The organism is Gemmiger formicilis, assembly GCF_900167555.1.
Classification (GTDB): Bacteria; Bacillota; Clostridia; order Oscillospirales; family Ruminococcaceae; genus Gemmiger; species Gemmiger formicilis.
In genome coordinates this window covers 63,775-85,011 of record NZ_FUYF01000011.1, presented here as the reverse complement: position 1 = coordinate 85,011, position 21,237 = coordinate 63,775, and the positions used below count along the sequence as shown (strand labels likewise).

At 63.4% G+C, this 21,237-nt stretch carries 20 protein-coding genes; 2 read left to right on the top strand and 18 right to left on the bottom strand.

What is annotated here, in order from left to right; genetic code table 11:
- Positions 1-13 precede the first annotated feature (13 nt).
- From argF to B5D32_RS09890, 8 genes are all read right to left on the bottom strand, one after another.
- On the bottom strand, positions 14-925 hold the full coding sequence (argF, locus tag B5D32_RS09925; RefSeq protein ID WP_078784896.1) for an ornithine carbamoyltransferase: 912 nt from the start codon (positions 923-925) through the stop codon (positions 14-16).
- On the bottom strand, positions 922-2,103 hold the full coding sequence (locus B5D32_RS09920) for an aspartate aminotransferase family protein (RefSeq protein WP_078784895.1): 1,182 nt from the start codon (positions 2,101-2,103) through the stop codon (positions 922-924). The genes argF and B5D32_RS09920 overlap by 4 nt, the downstream gene beginning before the upstream one ends.
- Before the next feature lie 229 nt (positions 2,104-2,332).
- Positions 2,333-3,187, bottom strand: a complete 855-nt coding sequence (gene argB / locus B5D32_RS09915) for an acetylglutamate kinase (RefSeq protein WP_078784894.1) — start codon at positions 3,185-3,187, stop codon at positions 2,333-2,335.
- Between the two features lie 58 nt (positions 3,188-3,245).
- Positions 3,246-4,472 (bottom strand): bifunctional glutamate N-acetyltransferase/amino-acid acetyltransferase ArgJ, encoded by a 1,227-nt coding sequence (argJ, locus tag B5D32_RS09910; protein ID WP_078784893.1) that lies wholly within the window; start codon positions 4,470-4,472, stop codon positions 3,246-3,248.
- A 185-nt stretch (positions 4,473-4,657) separates the two neighbouring features.
- Entirely contained in the window at positions 4,658-5,599 is a 942-nt protein-coding gene (gene argC / locus B5D32_RS09905; protein WP_078784892.1) for an N-acetyl-gamma-glutamyl-phosphate reductase, read from the bottom strand.
- Between the two features lie 260 nt (positions 5,600-5,859).
- A complete protein-coding gene (gene argH, locus B5D32_RS09900; RefSeq protein WP_078784891.1) occupies positions 5,860-7,236 on the bottom strand; it encodes an argininosuccinate lyase in 1,377 nt (458 codons plus the stop codon).
- Between the two features lie 243 nt (positions 7,237-7,479).
- Complete coding sequence (locus B5D32_RS09895; RefSeq protein ID WP_078784890.1) at positions 7,480-8,718, bottom strand: argininosuccinate synthase; 1,239 nt, start codon at positions 8,716-8,718, stop codon at positions 7,480-7,482.
- Between the two features lie 521 nt (positions 8,719-9,239).
- Positions 9,240-9,806 (bottom strand): NUDIX hydrolase, encoded by a 567-nt coding sequence (locus tag B5D32_RS09890; RefSeq protein WP_078784889.1) that lies wholly within the window; start codon positions 9,804-9,806, stop codon positions 9,240-9,242.
- A gap of 265 nt (positions 9,807-10,071) precedes the next feature.
- Between B5D32_RS09890 and B5D32_RS09885 the strand changes: the two genes are divergently transcribed.
- Together B5D32_RS09885 and B5D32_RS09880 are read left to right on the top strand one after the other, a co-directional pair.
- On the top strand, positions 10,072-10,632 hold the full coding sequence (locus B5D32_RS09885; protein WP_078784888.1) for a TetR/AcrR family transcriptional regulator: 561 nt from the start codon (positions 10,072-10,074) through the stop codon (positions 10,630-10,632).
- A gap of 383 nt (positions 10,633-11,015) precedes the next feature.
- A complete protein-coding gene (locus tag B5D32_RS09880; RefSeq protein WP_078784887.1) occupies positions 11,016-12,791 on the top strand; it encodes an oleate hydratase in 1,776 nt (591 codons plus the stop codon).
- Positions 12,792-13,028: 237 nt separating this feature from the next.
- Here the strand turns inward: B5D32_RS09880 and B5D32_RS09875 are convergent, their stop codons facing one another.
- The 10 genes from B5D32_RS09875 to B5D32_RS09830 form a co-directional block, all read right to left on the bottom strand.
- The gene (locus B5D32_RS09875) at positions 13,029-14,096 is read right to left on the bottom strand and encodes a type IV pilus twitching motility protein PilT (RefSeq protein WP_078784886.1); all 1,068 of its coding nucleotides are present in this window, start codon (positions 14,094-14,096) and stop codon (positions 13,029-13,031) included.
- A 215-nt stretch (positions 14,097-14,311) separates the two neighbouring features.
- Positions 14,312-14,707, bottom strand: coding sequence for a hypothetical protein (locus B5D32_RS09870; protein WP_143402732.1), 396 nt, complete (start codon positions 14,705-14,707; stop codon positions 14,312-14,314).
- Positions 14,704-15,129, bottom strand: a complete 426-nt coding sequence (locus B5D32_RS09865) for a hypothetical protein (protein WP_078784884.1) — start codon at positions 15,127-15,129, stop codon at positions 14,704-14,706. The genes B5D32_RS09870 and B5D32_RS09865 overlap by 4 nt, the downstream gene beginning before the upstream one ends.
- Entirely contained in the window at positions 15,126-15,587 is a 462-nt protein-coding gene (locus B5D32_RS09860) for a DUF4860 domain-containing protein (RefSeq protein ID WP_078784883.1), read from the bottom strand. Before B5D32_RS09860 ends, B5D32_RS09865 begins: the two co-directional genes overlap by 4 nt.
- 21 nt (positions 15,588-15,608) lie before the next feature.
- Positions 15,609-15,920 carry a hypothetical protein gene (locus B5D32_RS09855; protein ID WP_143402731.1) on the bottom strand — a complete coding sequence of 104 codons (312 nt, stop codon included), beginning with the start codon at positions 15,918-15,920 and terminating at the stop codon, positions 15,609-15,611.
- Positions 15,921-16,109: 189 nt separating this feature from the next.
- A complete protein-coding gene (locus B5D32_RS09850; RefSeq protein ID WP_078784882.1) occupies positions 16,110-17,153 on the bottom strand; it encodes a type II secretion system F family protein in 1,044 nt (347 codons plus the stop codon).
- 10 nt (positions 17,154-17,163) lie between these two features.
- Complete coding sequence (locus B5D32_RS09845) at positions 17,164-18,114, bottom strand: transglutaminase-like domain-containing protein (protein ID WP_078784881.1); 951 nt, start codon at positions 18,112-18,114, stop codon at positions 17,164-17,166.
- A gap of 492 nt (positions 18,115-18,606) precedes the next feature.
- Positions 18,607-19,236, bottom strand: coding sequence for a Spy0128 family protein (locus B5D32_RS09840; RefSeq protein ID WP_078784880.1), 630 nt, complete (start codon positions 19,234-19,236; stop codon positions 18,607-18,609).
- Positions 19,233-19,994: a class B sortase gene (gene srtB / locus B5D32_RS09835; RefSeq protein ID WP_078784879.1), complete on the bottom strand. Its 762-nt coding sequence runs from the start codon at positions 19,992-19,994 to the stop codon at positions 19,233-19,235. Before srtB ends, B5D32_RS09840 begins: the two co-directional genes overlap by 4 nt.
- Entirely contained in the window at positions 19,994-21,067 is a 1,074-nt protein-coding gene (locus tag B5D32_RS09830; protein WP_078784878.1) for a DUF7601 domain-containing protein, read from the bottom strand. The genes srtB and B5D32_RS09830 overlap by 1 nt, the downstream gene beginning before the upstream one ends.
- Positions 21,068-21,237 lie beyond the last annotated feature (170 nt).

The window sequence follows — 21,237 nt, the reverse complement described above, 5'->3', positions numbered from 1 at the left end:
TACTGCAATACTCTTATTTCCCCGCCAGCAGCACCGCCAGCACGGCCTTTTCCACGTAGATGCGGTTCTCCGCTTCGTCGAAAATTTCGTCGGCGTGGGCTTCCAGCACATCGGGGGCGATCTCCTCGCCGCGGTGGGCGGGCAGCGGGTGCTGCACCATGCAGTCCGGCTTTGCCAGCGCCATGCGGGCGGCGTCCAGCGTAAAGCCGGTAAAGTCGCGGCGGCGCTGCTCGGCCTCGCGCTCCATACCCATGCTGACCCACACGTCGGTGAACAGCACATCCGCGTCCCGCGCGGCCTCGTCCGGGTCGTTCGTCAGCGTGAACTTATCCCCGTACTGCTTCGCCAGCATCAGCACGTCGGCGGCGGGGCGGTAGCCCTTCGGGCAGGCAATCGTCACCGTCATGCCCACGGCCAGACAGCCCACAATGACGCTGTTTGCCATGTTGTAGCCGTCACCGACAAACCCGGCCTTCAGCCCGGCCAGCGTGCCCTTGCGCTCGCGCACGGTCATCAGGTCTGTCAGCACCTGCAGGGGGTGCGCATAGTCGGTCATACCGGAAACCACCGGTATACCGCTGTATTTTGCCAGCATGTCCAGCGTCGTCTGCTTGTAGGTGCGGCAGACGATGGCGTCATAGTACCGCCCCAGCACGCGGGCCGTGTCCTGCACAGGCTCACCGCGGGCGGTCTGCAGGTCGCTGGCGCTCAGGTAGGTGCCCAAGCCGCCCATCTGGTAGATGCCGACCTCCAGGCTTGTGCGGGTGCGGGTGGAGTTTTTGGCAAAAACCAGCGCCACCGCCTTACCCTGCAGATCCTTCGGGTCCACGCCGTCCTTGTGCAGCCGCTTGTACTCGTCGGCCACATCCAGAATGTGCAGAATTTCCTCGGGCGTCATGCCGCCCAGCTTCAGCAGATGTTTCATACGCATTTCTCCAGTACGCTGCGCAAAATCGCCAGCGCGTCGTCCACGTCGTCCGCCGTCAGGATCAGCGGCGGCAGCAGACGCAGGCGGGTCTTGGCGGTCAGCACCAGCAGGCCCGCCTTCTCGCAGGCGGCGCGGACGTCGGCGGCCTTGATGCCGTCGTCAAACGCGATGCCCACCATCAGGCCGAGGCCACTGACCTCCCTGACATGGGGCAGCTTTGCCAGCCCGGCGCGCAGCTGGGCCGCGCGCTCGTTGACGTTGGCGAGGAAATCGTCGTCCATCTCGTCCAGCACGGCCAGCGCACCGGCGCAGCAGACCGGGTTGCCGCCGAACGTCGAGCCGTGGGAGCCGGGCTTCATGTGGTCGGCGACCTTTTTGTTCATCAGCACCGCGCCGATGGGCAGGCCGCCGCCGAGCCCCTTCGCCAGCGTGACGATGTCGGGATGCAGATCAAAATGCTCGCACGCCAGGAACTTGCCGGTGCGGCCCACGCCGGTCTGCACCTCGTCCACAATGACGAGGATGTCTTTTTCCCTGCAGAACGCCGCGACCCTGGCGACGTAGTCCGCGTCCAGCGCGACGACGCCGCCCTCGCCCTGCACCAGCTCCATCATGACGGCGCAGGTGTTCTTGTCGGCAGCCTTTTCCAGCGCGGCAAAGTCGCCCGCGGGCACGTAGTCAAAATTTCCCGGGAAGGGGCCGAAGTCGTGATGGAACACGTCCTGGCCGGTGGCGGTCAGGGTCGCCAGTGTGCGGCCATGGAAGGAGTTGACCAGCGTGATGACCTTATTCCGGCTCTCTCCATACGTATCTACGCTGTATTTGCGGGCGCACTTGATCGCGCCCTCGTTGGCCTCGGCGCCCGAGTTGCCGAAGAACACGGCGTCCAGCCCGGTGCGGCGGCAGAGCTTTTTCGCCAGCTTGCCGTCGGGGGCGGTGTAATACAGGTTCGACGTGTGCTGCAGCGTTGCGGCCTGGTCGGCCACAGCCCTGACCCACGCGGGGTGGCAGTAGCCCAGCGAGTTGACGCCGATGCCCGACGTGAAGTCAAGGTAGCTCTTGCCGTCGGCGTCCCTGGCCGTCATGCCCTCGCCCTCCGCCAGCACGACCTGGCTGCGGCCATAGGTGTGGAGGATGTAGTCGTTATCACGGGAAATAACTTTTTCGGTATTCAATTGGGTGACCCCCTTTTTTAGAAATAATAAAGAATAAATAATAAATAATAAATTTGGTGGATCGCGTCGCTGCGCTCCGCTCAAAAAAAGCGCCCGGCCATCGGCAGTCGCCCTGCGGGCGGATATGGAATCCGCCCCTACGTTTTTGTTTGCGCCTTCGGGCGCAAACTCCACCTTCTTTATTATTTATTATTTTTTATTTCTTATTTGTCTGCCGCCCGTTCCCGGTTCAGCGGTTGCCCCTTCTATAAAACATCGTGCCTGCGCCTCTGTCGCTGAACATCTCGAGCAGGATCGAGTGCGGGACGCGGCCATCGATGATGACGGCCTCGTGGACGCCCTGATAGATGGCGTCGGCCATGCCCTCGATCTTGGGCAGCATACCGCCCGCAATGACGCCCGCAGCCTTGTAACCCTCGATCTCGGAGACCTCGACCTCGGGGATGAGCGTAGACTCGTCGTTCTTATCGTAGAGCAGGCCGACAATATCCGTCATGCTGACGAGCTTTTCGGCGTGCAGGGCAATGGCGATCTCCGCTGCGGCAGTGTCGGCGTTGATGTTGTAGGGGACGCCGTTGTCGTCCATGCCGACGGTGGCAATGACCGGGATAAAGCTGTCGGCCAGCAGGTGGTCGATCAGCGTCGTGTTGACCTTCTCGATCTCACCGACGTAGCCGAGGTCAACGTCCGACTTGCGCTTGCACATGATCATGTGGCCGTCCATGCCGCACAGGCCGACGCCGCGGCCCTTGAGCAGCGCGACCAGATCCTTGTTGACCTGCCCGGCCAGCACCTGCTGGACGATGCCCATGGTCTCCTCATCGGTGTAGCGCAGGCCGCCCACAAATTTGGACTCCTTGCCCACCTTTTTTAGCATACTGTTAATAGCCGGGCCGCCGCCGTGCACCAGCACGACACGCACGCCGAGCAGCGTCAGCGTGACCAGGTCGTTCATGACGGCCAGCTTGAGGTCATCGTTGACCATCGCGTTGCCGCCGTACTTTATAACAAGCGTTTTACCGTGGTATTTTTGGATATAAGGTGTAGCCTCGCTGAACAGCAGGGCCATTTGTTCGTTTTTCATTGTGCTCCTCCGCATCCCCTACTCCTAAAGCCTTCCCCTTGGGGGGAAGTCTTTTGCGTTAGGTGCGATAATCCCCATTGATCTTCACATAATCATACGTCAGATCGCAGCCCCAGGCCTTGGCGGTGGCGTCACCGCTGCCAAGGTCCACGAGGATGTCGATCTCGTCCTCCTTGAGCACCACGGCGGCCTCGTCCTCGCTGTAGGGGTGGTAGGCGGCGTTCTCGCAGACAAAGACCTCACCGGCCTTGCTCTTGAGGCGCACCGATGTCTTGCTGATGTCGAAATCGCCCGGCGTGTAGCCGATGGCGCAGAGCACGCGGCCCCAGTTGGCGTCCGCGCCGAACATGGCGGCCTTGAACAGGGTGGAGTGGATGACGCTCTTGGACACCGCGCGGGCCGTCGCCAGGTCGGGCGCACCGGTCACGGTGCATTCCAGCAGCTTCGTTGCGCCCTCGCCGTCACCGGCCAGCTCGCGGCTCAGATGCTCGGCGACCTCGGTCAGCGCGGCGACAAACGTATCGTAATCGGGCGTGCCCTCGGCAATTTCTGCGCCGGACAGGCCGCTGGCCAGCAGCAGCACGGTGTCGTTCGTGGAGGTATCGCCGTCAACCGAAATCTGGTTGAAGGTGGCGGGCACGACGGTGGACAGCGCCTTTTGCAGCGCGGCGGGCGCGACCTTGGCGTCGGTGGTCATAAAAAGCAGCATCGTGGCCATGTTCGGGTGGATCATGCCGCTGCCCTTGGCGATAGCGCCGATGCGCACGGCCTTGCCGCCGACGGCAAATTCCAGCGCAATTTCCTTCGGGTGGGTGTCGGTGGTCATGATCGCGGTAGCCGCGTCGTGGCTGCCGGCCTCGTCGGCGGCCAGCTTGGCGGCGGCCTCCGGGATGCCCTTGGCGAACGGCTCGATGCTCATGGCCTGGCCGATGACGCCGGTGGAGGACGGCAGCACGTCGTCCGCGCGGATGCCCAGTTCCTTGGCGACGATGTCGCAGGTGTCCTTAGCCAGCTGCACGCCGTTGGGCGCGCAGGTGTTGGCGTTGCCGCTGTTCACAACGATGGCCTGTGCATAGCCGTCCTTCAGGTGCTCGCGGTCCACCGTGATGGGTGCGCCGTAGACCTTGTTGGTGGTATAGCAGCCCGCACCCGCGCAGCGGACGTCCGCCTTGATCAGCGCCAGGTCGAGCTTGGAATGGTTATGGCGGATGCCGCAATGCACGCCCGCCGCGGAAAAGCCCTTCGGCGCACAGATGCCTCCGGGAATTGATTTGAAATCAGACATTGTATGTACCCCTCTTGCTATTTTATATTGAACTTCAAAAGCCTTCCCCTTCGGGGGAAGGTGGCCGCAGGCCGGATGAGGGCAAAGTCCGCCATTACCGCCCGTAAACGGGTTGTTCCGGCAAGGCCGCCCCTCATCAGTCAGCGGTCGGGGCCGCTGACAGCTTCCCCCAAGGGGGAAGCCATTCACCGCGCTAAGCCCTTGGTCTCCTCCAGCCCCAGCATCAGATTCATGCACTGCACTGCCGCGCCCGAGCTGCCCTTGCCGAGGTTGTCAAACAGGCTGATAAGCTGCATCCGGGTGCCGTCCGGGTTGGCCAGGCAGTAAATTTCCAGCGTGTCCTTACCCGCCAGCTTGTTGGCGGCCAAAAAGCCGCCGTCCGTGCCCTCGCACAGGGGATGCACCTTCACCATCGGCTGACCGTCGTAATATTCCGCCAGCGCGGACGCGACCTGCGGCGCGGAAACACCCAGCGCCGTTACATCCAGCGGGATCATCGTCTCCATGCCCGCGTAGTAGTCGGCCACAACGGGGACGAAATTCGGTGCGGTGTCCAGCCCCGTGACGGCGGCCATCTCGGGCAGATGCTTGTGGTGCAGCGCCAGGCCGTAGGGGCGCGGGGCGTTCAGCGCCTTGTTGGTGCGCTCGGCCTCGTACTCGGCGATCATCTTTTTGCCGCCGCCGCTGTAGCCGGTCAGGCTCGTCACGTTCAGGTGCGCGGCCTTAGGGATGATCCCCAGCTCCACCAGCGGCGCGACGGGCGCGATAAAGCCGGTGGCGTGGCAGCCCGGCACGGCGACGCGGGTCGCGGTTTTCAGCGCCTCGCGGGTGCCGTGCAGCTCGGGCAGGCCGTAGACCCAGCCGGGCGCGGTGCGGTGCGCCGTGCTCGTGTCGAGAATGCGCACATCATCCCGCAGCAGCGGCACGACCTCACGCGCGGCGTCGTCCGGCAGGCAGAGGAACGAGAGGTCGCTCTCATTGATGACCGCCGCCCGGGCGCGGACATCCTTGCGGTCCGCCTCGGAGATTTTCAGAATTTCAAATTCGTCCCGTTCCGCCAGCCGGTCCGCAATGCGCAGACCGGTGGTCCCGGAGGAACCGTCCACGAAGATTTTGTATTTTCCCATTGTTACACCCCTTACTTCCAAAGGCTTCCCCCGTGGGGCTGCCGCCAGTTCTAAAGGCTTCCCCGAGGGGCTGCGCCCGCAGGCGCGTGTCGGAGCGCAACCGCCGAAGGCGGCTCTTAGCGCGTAGACTGAAGCTGCCGCCCGCAGGCGGCTGATGAGGGCAAAGTTTCCGCCGCCGCCCTGTAAACGGGCAGCCGCAGCAGGTTCGGCCCTCATCCGGCCTCGCAGGTTCGGCCACCTTCCCCCGATGGGGAAGGCTTTTATGCCAGCTTCCCCTTCACATCCGCAACCTGCTTCATCACGCTTGCCTTCGTCGGGCCGCCGTAGCTGGTGCGGCCCTCGCAGCAGGTCGTCAGGTCGATGGCCGTATAAACGTCATCCTCAAACAGGTCGCTGTACTGCTTGAATTCGTCCAGCGTCAGCTCCTCCAGCGTCTTGCCCTCGCGGATGCAGGCGGCCACCATCGTGCCGGTACACTTGTAGGCATCGCGGAAGGGCATCCCCTTCTTCGTCAGGTAGTCGGCGCAGTCCGTCGCGTTGATAAAGCCCTTCGCGGCGGCGCGGCGCATGTTGGCGGGCAGCGGGGTCATCGTGGCCAGCATCGGCGTGACGGTGCGCAGGCAGAGCTCCAGCGTGTCCACGGCGTCAAAAATAGCCTCCTTGTCCTCCTGCATATCCTTGTCATAGGCGAGCGGGATGCCCTTCATCATGACGAGCAGCGTGTTCAAATCGCCGTAGACGCGGCCTGTTTTGCCGCGGATCAGCTCCGTTACATCGGGGTTTTTCTTCTGCGGCATGATGGACGAGCCCGTCGTAAAGGCGTCGTCCAGCTCGATGAACTTGAACTCCCAGCTGCACCACAAAATAATTTCCTCGCTCAAGCGGGAAAGGTGCATCATGCAGGTCGCCATGGCACTGCACAGCTCAATGCAGAAGTCGCGGTCCGACACGCCGTCGATGGAGTTGCCGCACGGCGCGGCAAAGCCGAGCTGTTCGGCGGTGTAGAAGCGGTCCAGCGGGTAGGTCGTGCCCGCCAGTGCGCCGCTGCCCAGCGGGCATTCGGCGTCCATGCGGCGGGTCGCGTCCTGCAATCTCCCCAAGTCGCGCAGCAGCATCCAGGCGTAGGCCATCAGCTGGTGGCCGAAGGTCACGGGCTGGGCACGCTGCAGGTGGGTGTAGCCGGGCATGACGTACCCTGCGCCCTTCTCGGCCTGGTCGCAAAGCACGGTGATAAGTTCTTTTATCTGGCCCTGAATATGCTCGCTGGCGGCGCGCAGGTTCAGGCGGATGTCCAGCGCGACCTGATCGTTGCGGCTGCGCCCGGTGTGCAGGCGCTTACCGGCGTCACCGACGCGGGCGGTCAGCGTCTGCTCGACGAAGGTGTGGACGTCCTCGGCGTTGGGGTCGATTTCCAATGCGCCGCTGTGCAAATCGTCCAAAATGGAGTGCAGACCCTTGTGAATATCGTCCACATCCTGCCGGGAGATGATGCCCTGTCTGCCCAGCATGGCCGAGTGGACAAGGCTGCCCTGAATATCTTGCTCGATCATCCGCGCGTCGAAGCGGATGGAGGAGTTAAAATCGTTTACGCGGCTGTCAACGGCCTTGCTGGCCCGGCCCTGCCAAAGTTGGGGCATAGGTTTTACCTCCGCTTTCTAAAGGCTTCCCCCTTGGGGGAAGCTGTCCGCGAAGCGGACTGATGAGGGGCAGACCTGCCGACACGACCCATTCATGGGCAATCGCGGGCGCGCCGTCCCTCATCCGGCCTCACTTCGCTCGGCCACCTTCCCCCTCAGGGGAAGGCTTTTTTGTAGAATGCCAAAACCGCCAAAGGGTTTCCACGCCCCTTGGCGGTTGCTTATTCGGCGTTCGTTCGCTTATTAGTCCTGTGCGGGCCAGTTCTTGGCCAGCTTGGCGCGCTCGGCAATGGGCAGGCCGAACAGGTTGATAAAGCCGTTGGCGTCTGCCTGATTGTAGTCCTCATCCTCACCGAAGGACGCGGTCTGCTCATCGTACAGGGTGTACGGGCTGGTGACACCGGCGTTGATCATGTTGCCCTTGTAGAGCTTCAGCTTGACGTCGCCGGTGACGGTTTTCTGCAGGTCGTCGGTGAAGGCGCTGATGGCCTCACGCAGCGGGGTGAACCACTGGCCGTTGTAGACCAGCTCGCCCATCTTCTGGGCCAGCTGTGCCTTGAAGTGCATAGACTCCTTGTCCAGCGTGATGGTTTCCAGAACATCGTGCGCCTTGTACAGGATGGCACCGCCGGGGGTCTCATAGACGCCGCGGCTCTTCATGCCGACGAGACGGTTCTCGACGATGTCCAGCAGGCCGATGCCGTTGGCACCGCCCAGCTTGTTCAGGTACTCGACCAGCTCGACGCTCTCCATCTCCTTGCCGTCCACAGCGGTGGGGATGCCCTTCTCAAAGTGGATGGTGACGTAGGTCGGGGTGTCGGGGGCCTGCTCGGGGGAAACGCCCAGCTCCAGGAAGCCCGGCTTATTGTACTGCGGCTCCAGGGACGGCTTCTCGAGGTCGAGGCCCTCATGGCTCAGGTGCCACAGGTTCTTGTCCTTGGAGTAGTTGGTCTCACGGTTGATCTTCAGGGGGATGTTGTGGGCCTCGGCGTAGTCGATCTCCTCGTCACGGCTCTTGATGCTCCACTCACGCCACGGGGCGATGATGGCTATATCGGGGGCCAGCGCTTTCAGGGTCAGCTCAAAGCGGACCTGGTCGTTGCCCTTGCCGGTGCAGCCGTGGCAGATAGCGTCGGCGTTCTCCTTCTTGGCGATCTCGGCCAGCGCGGCGGCGATGCAGGGACGCGCGTGGGAGGTGCCCAGCAGGTAGTCCTCATACTTGGCGTCGGCCTTCAGGCAGGGCCAGATGTAGTTTTCGACGTAGTCCTTCTTCAGGTCGAGGACGTACAGCTTGGACGCGCCGGTCTTGATGGCCTTCTCCTCCAGGCCGTCCAGCTCGGTGCCCTGGCCGACATCACCGGAGACTGCGACGACCTCGCAGTTGTTGTAGTTTTCCTTCAGCCAGGGAATGATGATGGAGGTGTCCAGACCGCCGGAGTACGCCAGAACTACCTTTTTGATGTCTTTCTTATCCTTTTTCATGATGAAATCCCCTCTCTGTTTCTTCATCAAGACGCGCGGGGTATGTTGCTTGCCGTTTGCCTTGAATATTTATTCATTCATTGCTGTATATTATACACTCTTTTATACATTTTGCAAGCGGTAAAACTGCCAAAGGATTCTCCATTTTCGCGGTTGTTTTAGGCAGGTTGACGAATAGTTATACATTTATGCTGCCCGTGCCTGCAAAAATATGCAATCCCTCGTGTATATCCAGCGTTGACGTATGTATTATAGCACGGTTTTCAGCATTAGGCAACACAAAATTGCGGATTTGGCAACACCGGAGGAAAGCCTTTGCCTTTCCCCAAGGGGGAAGGTGGCCCCGCAGGGCCGGATGAGGGGGTAAGTTTCCGGGCGGCAGACCATAAACGGGCAGCAGAGACAAGCCTCGCCCTCATCAGTCAGCGGGCGGGGCCGCTGACAGCTTCCCCCGAGGGGGAAGCCGCTTCACCCAGGCTGTTCATTCTTTTGCACACGCCCTCACCCCGCCGCAGTCAGCGTCAGCAGCCGCCCCCGGTCTGCCCCACAAACTTCTTCACCATCCCCAGCTCCTCCGGGAAGATGCAGTTGGGGATTGTGCCCTGCTCCACGGCGGCAACGGCCTCGTCCAGGTCGAACCATTTTACATAGTCGATCTCCGACTTCTGCACGGCAAAGTCCTCGGCCTCGCGGTCCAGCCAGAGGCAGAACACCTTGCTGACCTGATTGTCTTTGAACGGTTTACCGTGGAATTCAGCCTCAAAGCGGAACCGCCGCAGGCCGCATTCGTGCAGGTCGGCGGGGGCGGCGGTCACGCCCAGCTCCTCGCGCAGCTCCCGCAGAGCCGAGCCGACGAACTCCGCGCCCGCCGGGATGTGCCCGGCAGAGGAAATATCGTAGCAGCCGGGGTAGGAATCCTTGGCGGCACAGCGCATCTGCAAAAGCACCTGCACCCTGCCGTTTTTGCGCCGCACGATCCAGACATGGCTGGTGCGGTGGCGCAGCCCCTCGGCATGGGCCGTCGTGCGCGGCACGCTCTGACCGGTGGGAACGCCGTTTTCATCGACAATATCAAGCATTTCAGGCATGGGGAACACTTCCTTAACAGATTTATTATCCTTTTTATACCACAGTTTCGCCCTTTCCGCAATTTTTTCTTGCATGGCCCGCAAGCGGGTCGTGACGCTATGGGAGCGGGTGCAGGGGTTTAAAAATTCATAATCTTCTTTTATAATAATGATATTGCCGCAAACGGCCGCGGGCGGATATGGAATCCGCCCCTACGGTTGCAGGGGGGCGGCGTACCCGACGCCCCGCATCCGCCGTAACGCTTATAATAAGGAGAACGCACCCATGTCCCAAATGACAAAGCGCGCGCTGGTCGCATCCTTAAAGGACCTGCTGGCCGAAAAGCCGCTGGACAAAATCACCGTGACCGACCTGACCGAACACTGCGGCGTGAACCGCATGACGTTCTACTACCATTTCAAGGACATCTACGATCTGGTCGAGTGGGCCTGCATCGAGAGCGCGACCCGTGCGCTGGCCGGGCAAAAGACCTACGACACCTGGCAGCAGGGCTTTTTGCAGATCCTGCAGGCCGTGCAGAAGGACAAGGTCTTTGTCACCAAAGTGTATCATTCCATCAGCCGCGAGCATATCGAGAACTACCTCTACCGCCTGACCTACGATTTGATGATCGGCGTCGTCGAGGAGAAGGCGGCCGGGATGACCGTGCGCCCTGAGGACAAGGAGTTCATCGCGAATTTTTACAAGTACGCCTTCGTCGGCCTGACGCTGGAATGGGTGCGCACCGGCATGAAGGACGACCCCGCCGCCCTCATCGAGCGGGTATCGACCCTTATCCACGGGGATATTACAAAGGCTCTGGAGGCGTGCCGGATCGATAAGTAACGGTAAAAGTCTCCCTTGTCAAAGACAGACTCCCCCGCGCCGGGGGAGGTGGCGCGTAGCGCCAGAGGGGGAACAGGTGGCCGAGCCTGCGAGGCCGGAGGGATTCCGGGCCGCATTCGGGCAGCGCCATCCTCCCGGGCGGCCCGTCGGAATCCCCCAGTCCGCTCACGCGGACAGCCCCCCTTTGACAAGGGGGCCTTTTCCTCTCCCATTCACAAAATCGCCATACTCTATACAATCCGTCCTCTTTGATAAAATTCTTATCAAAGGGGATTTTTTGCTGATTGTAACCGTTCCGCCCGCCGGGTATACTACAGACATACCAAGTAAATCACAGGCCGCCCCCAACAAGCACGCGGCCTTATCATCACAGGAGGTACACTATGTATTATTCCGCCGGTAACTATGAAGCCTTTGCAACCCCCAAAAAGCCCGCCAACGTGGACGGCAAGTCCGCCTACATCGTCGGCTCCGGCCTGGCGGCGCTGTCTGCGGCGTGCTATCTCGTCCGCGATGCCCAGATGAAGGGCGAGCACGTCCACATTCTCGAGAAAGACCCCATCCCGGGCGGTGCCTGCGACGGCTACCACTACGAGAACCTCGGCTACGTCATGCGCGGCGGGCGCGAGATGGACAACCACTTTGAGTGTATGTGGGATCTGTTCCGCTCCATCCCGTCCATCGAGGACGAGAACCACACCGTTCTGGATGAGTACTACTGGCTGAACAAGGCCGACCCCAACTACAGCCTCTGCCGCGCCACCCGCAACCGCGGCGAGGACGCCCACACCGACGGCAAGTTCGGCCTGTCCGACAAGGCCGCCATGGAGATCATGAACCTGTTCATGTCCCCCGATGAGAAGCTGTACGACAAGAAGATCACCGACTTCTTTGACGATGAGGTGCTGAACTCCAACTTCTGGATGTACTGGCGCACGATGTTCGCTTTTGAGAACTGGCACAGCGCACTGGAGATGAAGCGCTATCTGCAGCGCTACATCCACCACATCGGCGGTCTGCCCGACTTTACGGCGCTGCGCTTCACCCGCTACAACCAGTACGAGTCGATGATCCTGCCCATGGTCAAGTACCTCGAGGGCTTCGGCGTGCAGTTCCACTACGATACAAAGGTCACGAACATTGCGTTCGACTGCGCGGGCAGCAAGAAGCAGGCGACCCGCATCGACATCCTGCACGACGGTCAGGAGAGCTCCATCGACCTGACCGAGAACGACCTCGTCTTTATCACGAACGGCGGCTGCGTCGAGAACTCCACCCTGGGCAGCCAGGACACCCCCGCCGAGTTCAAGCCCGAAATCAAGGAGGGCGGCGGCTGGGACCTGTGGCGCAAGATTGCCGCGCAGGACCCGAGCTTCGGCCACCCCGACAAGTTCTGCTATGACCCCGAGCTGTCCAACTGGATGAGCGCCACCGTCACGACGCTGGACCAGCGCATCGTGCCCTATATCAAGAAGATCTGCAAGCGCGACCCGTTCAGCGGCAAGGTCGTCACCGGCGGCATTGTCACGGTCACCGACTCCAACTGGCTGCTGAGCTGGACGCTGAACCGTCAGCAGCAGTTCCGCGACCAGCCCAAGGATCAGCTCTGCGTCTGGGTCTACAGCCTGTTCACCGACAAGCCCGGCAACTATATCAAGAAGCCCATGCGCGACTGCACCGGCAAGGAGATCTGCATGGAGTGGCTGTACCACCTGGGCGTGCCCGAGGATCAGATCGAGGACATGGCCGCGAACAGCGCCAACACCGTGCCCTGCATGATGCCGTATATTGATGCGTTCTTTATGCCGCGCGCTGCGGGTGACCGCCCCGACATCGTGCCTGAAGGCGCTGTCAACTTCGCGTTCCTGGGCCAGTTTGCCGAGACCGCCCGCGACACGATCTTCACCACCGAGTATTCCATCCGCACCGGCATGGAGGCCGTCTACACCCTGCTGAACGTGGACCGCGGCGTGCCCGAGGTCTGGGGCAGCGTCTACGACATCCGCTGCCTGCTGGATGCCACGGTCAAGCTCCGCGACGGACGCAAGATCACCGATATGGAGATGCCTCTCGTCGGCAAGCTCGCCATGAAGGAGGCCCTCAAGAAGATCGAGGGCACCGAGGTGGAGAAGCTGCTGAAGGAGTATAACGTTATCTGAATGTAGGCCAAACGGGCAGTCACTCAAAATGGGTGACTGCCCGTTTTTGGGGTATTGCGTAGGGAGGGGTCTTGACCCCTCCGCAGGAGGTTGGCGGTATTTGCAAGCTGCCCGGAGCGGTCAAGACCGCTCCCTACAAACCGCCCGGGAACTGCGCGGCAGCCTGGGGTCAGGCCTACATTCAACCGTATATACGTAGGGCGGGGTGCCCTCACCCCGCCGCGGGCCAGCAGCCGTTTATCTCACCGCCGCCAGCTTCCTTTGCATCGTTTCCAAATGCAAACAATAGGTCAGCGCGGTTTCTTTCGTAATTCTCCCCGCCCGGCACAGGGCGGCCAGGCTGTCGTCCATCGTACACATGCCCAGCGCGGCACCGGCCTGGATCGACGCATCGATCTGGTGGGTGCGGCCCTCGCGGATGAGGGTCCTGATGGCGGGGGTCGAGTCCATGATCTCGAACGCCACGGTCTGCCCGCCGTCGGTGGTGGGGACGAGCTGCTGGCTGATGACGCCCTGCAAAATCATGGCAAGCTGCACCCGCACCTGCCCCTGCCGCGCGGCGGGGAAGGCGTCGATGATGCGGTCCATCGTGTTGGCCGCGCCGGTGGTGTGCAGCGTTGAGAACAGCAGCTGCCCGGTCTCGGCGGCCTGCATGGCGACCTCCATCGTCTCGTCGTCGCGCATCTCGCCCAGCAAGATCACGTCGGGGCTTTCGCGCAGGGCACCGCGTAGCGCCTGCACGTAGGTGCGCGTGTCGGTGCCGATCTCACGCTGGGTCACGATGCAGCGGTTGTGGTGGTGGATGAACTCGATGGGGTCCTCCATCGTGATGATGTGGCCCTCGCGTTCGCGGTTGATGGCGTCGATCATACAGGCCAGCGTCGTGGATTTGCCGCTGCCCGCAGGCCCCGTGACCAGCACAAGCCCCTGACGGCGGCGGGCAAAGCTCAGCACCTGCGGCGGGATGCCCAGCGCTGCCGGGTCGGGCAGGCCGAACCGGATGACGCGCAGCACCGCGGCCAGACTGCCGCGCTGGCGCAGCACATTGGCGCGGAAGCGGCCCAAGTCGCGCATGGAAAACGAAAAATCGTCGTCCACGGACGGGCTGTTCAAACGCTGCTCCGGGTCGCGCCGTGCCTGCTGGTACAGTGCGCGGATGACCACCTCGGTGTCATCGGGCATCAGCACCGCGCCGCGGCGGTCCTGATGGCCGTTGATCTTGAACGTCAGCGGCAGGCCCGCCACGACGAACACATCCGACGCGCCCTCGTTGACTGCAATACGTAAAATTTCGGTGAGTTCCATAAAATTGCCTTTCTTGGCCCCCGGACCGCCGCGCTGTAGGGGCCGCACATGTGCGGCCCGCGGCCTTCCCATAAGCGCCCGTCTGCCTTTCACCGCAGGGCCGGGCATGCCCGGCCCCTACAGGGCTGCCCATTTCCCACGTCAGGTAGGGTGGGGGGACCTCACCCCGCCGCGGCGGCCTGTGGGCAGGCCGCCCTACGTCCCACTTGGAGAAGCTATTGCCCATCCCACAGCTTCGTGCCCTCATCGGGGTTCCAGTCGCGCTGCAAATACCATTGGGTAATCTCCACGCCGTTTTCTGTGCCGCGGGCCTCGATGTGCAGGGTCAGGTCACCCTTCACACCCGCGTCCAAATCGGCGGTCAGGGTGGTGCCCTCGTCATAGCTGCGCTGGTCGGCCTCGCGGTACCACTGCGCGCCGACCAGCTCGGCGGCGGCAGTGTCATAGGCGCTGTTCAGCTGGCGCTCGGCCAGGGCCAAATCGGCCCGCGCCGTGGCCAGGCAGAGTACGCCCAGCAGCGCCAGGCAGACGACAACTGCCGCCAGCAGCAGGGTCAGCGTCGCGGCCCGCAGCGGCGGCGGGTCAGCCTGTTGATTCCTGCGCCGCATCATGCCGCCCCCTTTTTGTAATAGCAGGCTGTGTTGGCAACGGTGTAGCGGGTCGTCCGGTCCGCGTCGGATATGACGATCTCCGCGGTCCAGTAGCGCCCGTTTTTGCCCGCGGACGCAGGCTCTGCCCGCACCTGCACCCGGTACGCGCCGTCCGCGTCCTGCTCACCCTCGGCGTTATAGCAGATGGTAAAGCTCTGCGCGGCGGCGGACGGCTCCGTCAGGGCAGCAAACACCCCGGCCCCGGCCTGAAGATCCGCGTCCACGTTCTGCAAGATCAGCGCGGCGGCGCTGGTGTGCGCGGCCTGCTCGCCCAGCTGGCGCGCCTTGCCGAACACCTGCACCAGCACGGTCAGCGCCAGCAGCACAAAGAGCGTTAAGAACGCTGTCTCGATGAAAAATACGCGGGTATGGTTCTGCTTCATTCGTCGGCCCTCCCTGCGCTGTGCAAGGTCACATGGACCTCGCCGTCGTCGGTGGTGATGATGTACCGCGCCCCGTCCTGCACAACGGTAAAGGTGCGCGTGTCGGCCACCTTCTCCGCCGCAGCGGGCCTATAGTCGGTGTCGGCGGCGGCGTACTCCTCGACCAGCGCACCGTTATAAAGGTAGAGGCGCGTTTCGTAGCCGCTGCCGTCGTCCAGCACCAGCGCATCGCCCTCGGGGCGGCCTTTCACCCGCACGGCCCCTGCGGCGTCGGCGGCACGCAGACGGGCCGCGACGTAGGTCAGGCTGGCGCGGCGGGCATCGTTGGCGGCGCGGCTGTCCGACAGCGCACCGTAGAGCCGCCCGCCAACACCGGCCAGCACCAGCACAGTGCCCAGCAGCACCAGATACAGCGCCAGCGCAGCGGCGGGCGCGAATTTTTCAGCGCGCTCCTGCATGGGCCGCACCCCCTTTCTCACTCACTTTTCCAGTACCTGCACGTCGGGCATGACGTTGGACGCGAAGGCCGAATAACTGACGATGTAGCGTTTATGATTGATATGCAGGCCATAGTTTTGCTCCAGATAGTCCACGCTCTCGGGGTAAGCCCCCTCGACGGCGTAGCACTGCACAGCGGCCTGCACAACGCTGTCCTTGAGCGCCGCGGCGGCCTGCGCATCCATATCGCGGCTGACCTGCCCGGCAGCGGCAGCCACCGCCACCACCGGCACCGCCAGCAAAAGCGACGCCAGCGGCACCTTGCGCTGCCTGGGTTTTTCGTGATACATCATAAGCGTATACCTTGTAATTTGTGGTTCGTAGGGAAACATGCAATGTAGTTTGTAGGGGGCGGCGTCCCCGACGCCCCGCGGAGGGGTCAAGACCCCTCCCTACAAAGCAAACCGTTAAACGGGTAATACACGAAGGGCTGCGGGCCGGGCATGCCCGGCCCCTGCCACGCGGCTTTCCACTGAGAAAGCTTACCCGATTGCCCCGAGCATGCCCACCAGCGGGAGCATGGCGGCGATGAGGGTCACGCCGACGGCCAGCGTCAATAACCCGGACAATACCGGCTCGACCAGCCCGGTCAGGTGTTCGGTGGCCTCGGCGGCGTCCTCGCTGAACAGCTCGCTCAAGCGGGTGACGACCTGGTCCATCGTGCCGCTCTTGGCGCCTGTGACCAGCATCCGCGCATAGAGCGGCTCAAACAGCTGCTGCTCCAGCACGGCCTCCTCCAGCGGCTTGCCGGCGGCGACGGCATCGGCGCAGCCCCGGGCAGCCTTTTTCAGCTGCCCGCAGGTCACGACCTCGGCGGCAGCACGCAGCGAGTCCTCGGCGGGCATACCGCTGGCAAGGTACAGATCCAGCACCCAGACATACCGCGCCAGCGCCTGCTTGCGGACGACACCGCGCAGCGCGGGGATCTTCTCCGCCGCGGCCTCCAGCTTAACGCAGCCCCGGGCCGTGCGGGCCTGCAGCAGCGTGACCGCCAGCACCGCCGCGATGACCGCCGTGACGGCCAGCGCCACGCCGCCCACGACATAGCCCACCTGCAGATAGCGGTAGCCCGCCGCCGCGGTGCCGCCCGCCATGGCGGCGTAAACGCGGCTGAACACCGGCAGCACCTGCACCAGCAGCACAACCAGGATCACGGCCATCAGGCAGAGCAATACCGCCGGGTAGGCCACGGCGCTGCGCAGCTGTTTATTGAACCGGGCCCGATCCGCGTAGTAGCGCGCAAGGCCCCGGAGCACCTGCTCGGTGCGGCCCGTCAGCTCGCCCGCAGCCAGCATCCGGCAGGCATAACCGGGGAAATACCCGGTGGCCGCGCAGGCGTCGGCCAGCGTGCCGCCGTTTGCGGTCAGGTGGTCGTGCACGGCCTTCGCGGCGTCGTGGAACTCACTCTCGACGCCGGTGTCGCTCAGGAGGGCCGTGCCCTCCTCGGGGCCGATGCCCGCGGCGAGCAGCATGGCCATATTTTCACAAAATGCGCTCACGGCCATGCTCTGCAATTCCTGTGCCATGATAGCCTCCTTAATATGTATAGCGGTCTGTGTAGCTTGTGCCGTCGCCGGTAAAATCGGCACCTGCTCCGGCGGCAAACGTGGTGTCGATGCGCTGCCAGCTGTGGGCCGGAGCCTCAAAGTCGACGGTGATCCAGCCGGTGTTTTCCAGCCAGATCATATTCCAGGCGTGGTAGATCTCGCCCGGCTCCACATAGCCCGTGATGAGCTTGGCGGGGATGCCCTGACTGCGCAGCATGGCGGCGGTCAGGGCGGCGTAGTCGTAGCAGATGCCGGTGCCCGCGGCCAGCGTCGCGTCGGGGTCGGGCAGATAGCCGTCCTCCACCGACGCAGCCTTGGCGGAATCGTAGGTGATGTTTTGCGTCACATAGGCAAACACCTGCGCCGCAACGCCCGCATCGTCCCCGGCCATTTGGGCCAGCTCGGCGGCCTTCGCCACACAGGCGGAGTCGGCGGTATAATTGACCATCTCGCTGGGGCGGATGTAGGGCTGGAATTCATCGTCCAGCGTAACGCTGGCGGACGTTTCGTATATTGCCGCGTATTTTGTACCGGATGTATTTTCCAGCACGCGGAAGCTGTAGGTCCCGTCGCCCATCTGCAGCGGGAAGCTCTCGGGCGTGCCGTCGCCGGGCAGGTCGTAGTTGTACTTTGTGCCGCCGCACTCGACCTGAAATTTCAGGCGGGCATCGTCGGTGGCACTGACGGCGACATAGCCCTGATTGACACAGGACACATCAATGCCCACCGCCGCCGTGCCGATGGCCGCGTCCTGATGGAACTCGCTCAGCGCCGGCGCCGGGGCCCGGTAGGGGTCGGCGGGGGGCGTAGGCTCGGGTTGTTCGTCTGCCGCCGACTGTGCCGCCGGGGGCGTGGAGGCCGCCGCGGTATTCCCGCAGGCCGTGAGCAGCGCCAGGCACAGCGCCAGACACACAGCCCGCCGCCGGGTAGAAATACGCATGGCCGCAGCCCCTTTCCGTAAGAATACAGGGTAATTATACCGCGAACCGGCATTGCAATACAAGTAAAACCGCAAAAAAAGGCGCAGCCGGGGCGTTGGGCCCGGCTGCGCGGTAATTTACAAATTGTTCATAGGAAAAACATAGTTTTTTAGCAGTTATCCGGTAGTATATAGGCACAGGGTTACGGAGCCGCAACCGTAATTCTGGAACATGATTCCTCCTCACACAAACCGATACCCCAAGCCCCCATCCGGAGCCGCAACCGGATGGGGGCGATTTTTTTGTTGGGGCGAGAGAGCGGCGGCGGGAGGCTGCGGAGGGGTCAAGACCCCCTCCCTACGGGGCAAAAGATACATGGGCGGTAATGGCAAGGTGGAGGGCCGGGCATGCCCGGCCCCTACGGGGTGCCCCAAATGGGTTGTGGACGAGAGGGGCAAGGGAGGGCGGCAGCCCACCCCCTTTGCAGTGGGCGGAGGCAGCCGTTAATGGGTTCACCTCCTTTTCCACGCCGTGCCAAACCCGATGACGCTTGCGCAAAACGCGGCGGCCAGCGCCTCGACGGGGAAGCCGTCCCCGGTTTGCGGCAGCGCCGCCGGGGCGGCAGCCTTCACGGTCCGTGTGCCAGCTGCCGCGGCTGACGCAGTCACCGCTGCCGCGGCGGTCTCCGGCGGGTCATACCGGTTCACAAACAGCACGCCGTCGGCCTTCGCGGTCTCCCCGCTGCGCACGGCCCAGAGCCCGGCGGCAAGACCGCCGTCCGGGCGGCCCGTCACCCGGACCGTGACCGTGTAGCTGTGCGCATCGTAGGTCGTGTGGGCAGCGCCGCCGCTGCGCTCGGCAATCAGATACCGGTAATCCCCCGGCTCGTCAAAGGCGAAGCCCGTAAAATACACGGTGCCGCCGTTTTTTACGGTCAGGGCACGCTGCACAGGCACGGGGGCCGCGTCCAGCGGCGTCAGCTCCACCGTATAGACGGCGTCCGCCGCCGCGCCGTCGGTGCGGACACTGACGGGGATCGCCGTGCCCGCCCGCGCAGCCGCCACGGGCAGCGGGCAGAGCAGCGCCAGCAGCAGGGCCGCTGCGGGCAGCCAGCACCGCAGGGCCGTTTTGCCAAAGGTCATTGCATTTCATCTCCTTCTTTCAGGGGGCAGAGCCGCCCCAGCACGACGACCCGCCCGTTTGTCTCGCTTCCGGCGCAGGTCGAAAGCGCCACCAGCCGGTCCTGCGCCGTCACACCGATGTCCCGCTGCTGCACGGCCTGCGCCGCCGCATAGTCCAGCAGCGCCCCCACGTCGTCGGGGTAACGCTCCGGCGTGTAAATGGCGGTGTCGTAGGCATCTGTCACCACACAGGCGAACAGCTCGATCGTATAGGCGGCGTTGGGCAGACTTATGCTGCCCGCGGGGTGCGCGGCAAAATAGTCTGCCTCCGCAAACCGCGCCACATCGCCGAACATCGCGCTGTTGTCCATGTGGTGGCCGTAAATCACCGTGTACGGGTCGGTCAGGTCGGCGGCACAGCGACTGTCGAGAAAAATCGCGCCCGACAGGGAAAAATCACCGTAGACGTCGCGGTTGACGTAGTCCATGTTCGTCGCGCCCTGCACAACGGGGTAGTCGATGCCCGTGCCGTCCACCGTCAGCCAGCCGCAGACATCGGGGTTGACGGTTTGCAGCCCGGCCAGCGTCGGGTTGTCGGCAGCCGGTGCGGCGGGCTTATACTGCAAAAGCTCCGCGCCCACAAACGCCCCGCGGCGCAGCGCGGCGTCCTGCCAGAGCGCGAACCCGCCGAAAGCCAGCAGCGCCAGCATCAGCAGCCCGGCCAGCGCACTGACCAGCCGTGTGCCCAGGCGTGCCAGCCGCGCCGCGCGGTCCGGCATCAGTCCTCACGGCGGCGCTTGCGGAAGAACACCAGCCCGCTGCCCGCGGCCAGCGCCAGCATCGCGCCGTAGGGGGCGGCGTCCAGCAGCAGGCCGGTGGGGGCAATCGAGCTGCGGGTATTCGTGACGGTCAGGGCCGTGTCGGCGGCACCCACCGTCTGCGTGGGCAGGGCCCTTTCGGTGCTCAGCGTTTCGCCGTCCAGCGTCCAGGCCGTCGTATACTTCTCAGCGTCCAGGCCGCTCTCGGTGATCGTGTAGGCCGCGCCGGTGGGCAGGCCGGTCACCTGGATCATATCGCCGCCCCGGATCGTCTCCGAGAAGCTGACCTTGCCGTTTGTAAAGGGCTTCACCTCGGCGTTGCTCCTCACGCCCGCCGCGCTTGTGGTTTGGACCGTGACCGACGCCATGCGGCTCGGGTCTGCGTCCGGGTCGGTGATCTCCAGCGTGAAGATAAAGTGGTCGGTGTAGTCGGCCCAGTCGCCCGCCAGCGCCTTGGTCACGGTCAGGCCGTGGGTCGTGTAGGTATTGGTGATGAGGTCGCTCTTGGTATTGTCATCGAGCGAGGTCAGCGTAGCGTAGTCGATTTTGAACGTTGCACCGTCCGGGTCGGACGTATTGTCGTTGACAACGCGCACCTTTAGCAGGTAGGTCGCCGTCGTGGCGGTCAGGCCGTGGATGCCGGGGTCGCGCTCGGTCAGGTGGTAGTAGTAGACGCCGGGGGCCTCGAACTTCGAGGTGTCAAAGCCGACGCTTACATCGCTCTCCTTGTTGGCAATGCCGCTGTCATCCGCCGCAAACGTGGCGATGATGTCGCTGCCGTCCAGCTGATCCACGCTGCCGACATAGTTTTTCTCTCCGTCGTCGGGCAGGTCGCTCTCGTCGGCGGCGGTGACGTCAAAGGCAATCGTGCCCGTGATGCCGCCCGCGCCCTCGGCGTTCGTCACGTCGATGGCCTTGCGGAAGGTGATGCTGCCGGTGGTCGTGGTCAGGGTCTCTGCCGCAAACGCCGTGGCGGAGAGTGCACCCGTGAGCAAAGCAGCGGTCAGAACGGCGGAAAGCTTGATGGTGTTCATAAGTATGTGCTCCTTTCGGGGTGGTGTATGGTTATGTGGGTGGTTTCCGGTAGGTCGGCCCTCATCCGGCCTCGGGCGGGGCCTCGGCCACCTTCCCCCGCAGGGGAAGGCATCCCGCCCCAAGCCTTCCCCCTCGGGGGAAGGTGCCGCCGCAGCGGCGGATGAGGGCA

Bases quoted from the DNA above. Each gene is read 5' to 3' on its own strand.
- argJ (WP_078784893.1), bottom strand. From the start codon at position 4,472: ATGTCTGATTTCAAATCAATTCCCGGAGGCATCTGTGCGCCGAAGGGC.
- B5D32_RS09865 (WP_078784884.1), bottom strand. From the start codon at position 15,129: ATGAAGCAGAACCATACCCGCGTATTTTTCATCGAGACAGCGTTCTTA.
- argB (WP_078784894.1), bottom strand. From the start codon at position 3,187: ATGAAAAACGAACAAATGGCCCTGCTGTTCAGCGAGGCTACACCTTAT.
- B5D32_RS09875 (WP_078784886.1), bottom strand. From the start codon at position 14,096: ATGGAACTCACCGAAATTTTACGTATTGCAGTCAACGAGGGCGCGTCG.
- B5D32_RS09870 (WP_143402732.1), bottom strand. From the start codon at position 14,707: ATGATGCGGCGCAGGAATCAACAGGCTGACCCGCCGCCGCTGCGGGCC.
- argF (WP_078784896.1), bottom strand. From the start codon at position 925: ATGAAACATCTGCTGAAGCTGGGCGGCATGACGCCCGAGGAAATTCTG.
- B5D32_RS09860 (WP_078784883.1), bottom strand. From the start codon at position 15,587: ATGCAGGAGCGCGCTGAAAAATTCGCGCCCGCCGCTGCGCTGGCGCTG.
- B5D32_RS09880 (WP_078784887.1), top strand. From the start codon at position 11,016: ATGTATTATTCCGCCGGTAACTATGAAGCCTTTGCAACCCCCAAAAAG.
- B5D32_RS09885 (WP_078784888.1), top strand. From the start codon at position 10,072: ATGTCCCAAATGACAAAGCGCGCGCTGGTCGCATCCTTAAAGGACCTG.
- B5D32_RS09840 (WP_078784880.1), bottom strand. From the start codon at position 19,236: ATGACCTTTGGCAAAACGGCCCTGCGGTGCTGGCTGCCCGCAGCGGCC.
- B5D32_RS09830 (WP_078784878.1), bottom strand. From the start codon at position 21,067: ATGAACACCATCAAGCTTTCCGCCGTTCTGACCGCTGCTTTGCTCACG.
- B5D32_RS09845 (WP_078784881.1), bottom strand. From the start codon at position 18,114: ATGCGTATTTCTACCCGGCGGCGGGCTGTGTGTCTGGCGCTGTGCCTG.
- B5D32_RS09895 (WP_078784890.1), bottom strand. From the start codon at position 8,718: ATGAAAAAGGATAAGAAAGACATCAAAAAGGTAGTTCTGGCGTACTCC.
- argH (WP_078784891.1), bottom strand. From the start codon at position 7,236: ATGCCCCAACTTTGGCAGGGCCGGGCCAGCAAGGCCGTTGACAGCCGC.
- B5D32_RS09855 (WP_143402731.1), bottom strand. From the start codon at position 15,920: ATGATGTATCACGAAAAACCCAGGCAGCGCAAGGTGCCGCTGGCGTCG.
- srtB (WP_078784879.1), bottom strand. From the start codon at position 19,994: ATGCCGGACCGCGCGGCGCGGCTGGCACGCCTGGGCACACGGCTGGTC.
- B5D32_RS09890 (WP_078784889.1), bottom strand. From the start codon at position 9,806: ATGCCTGAAATGCTTGATATTGTCGATGAAAACGGCGTTCCCACCGGT.
- B5D32_RS09850 (WP_078784882.1), bottom strand. From the start codon at position 17,153: ATGGCACAGGAATTGCAGAGCATGGCCGTGAGCGCATTTTGTGAAAAT.
- argC (WP_078784892.1), bottom strand. From the start codon at position 5,599: ATGGGAAAATACAAAATCTTCGTGGACGGTTCCTCCGGGACCACCGGT.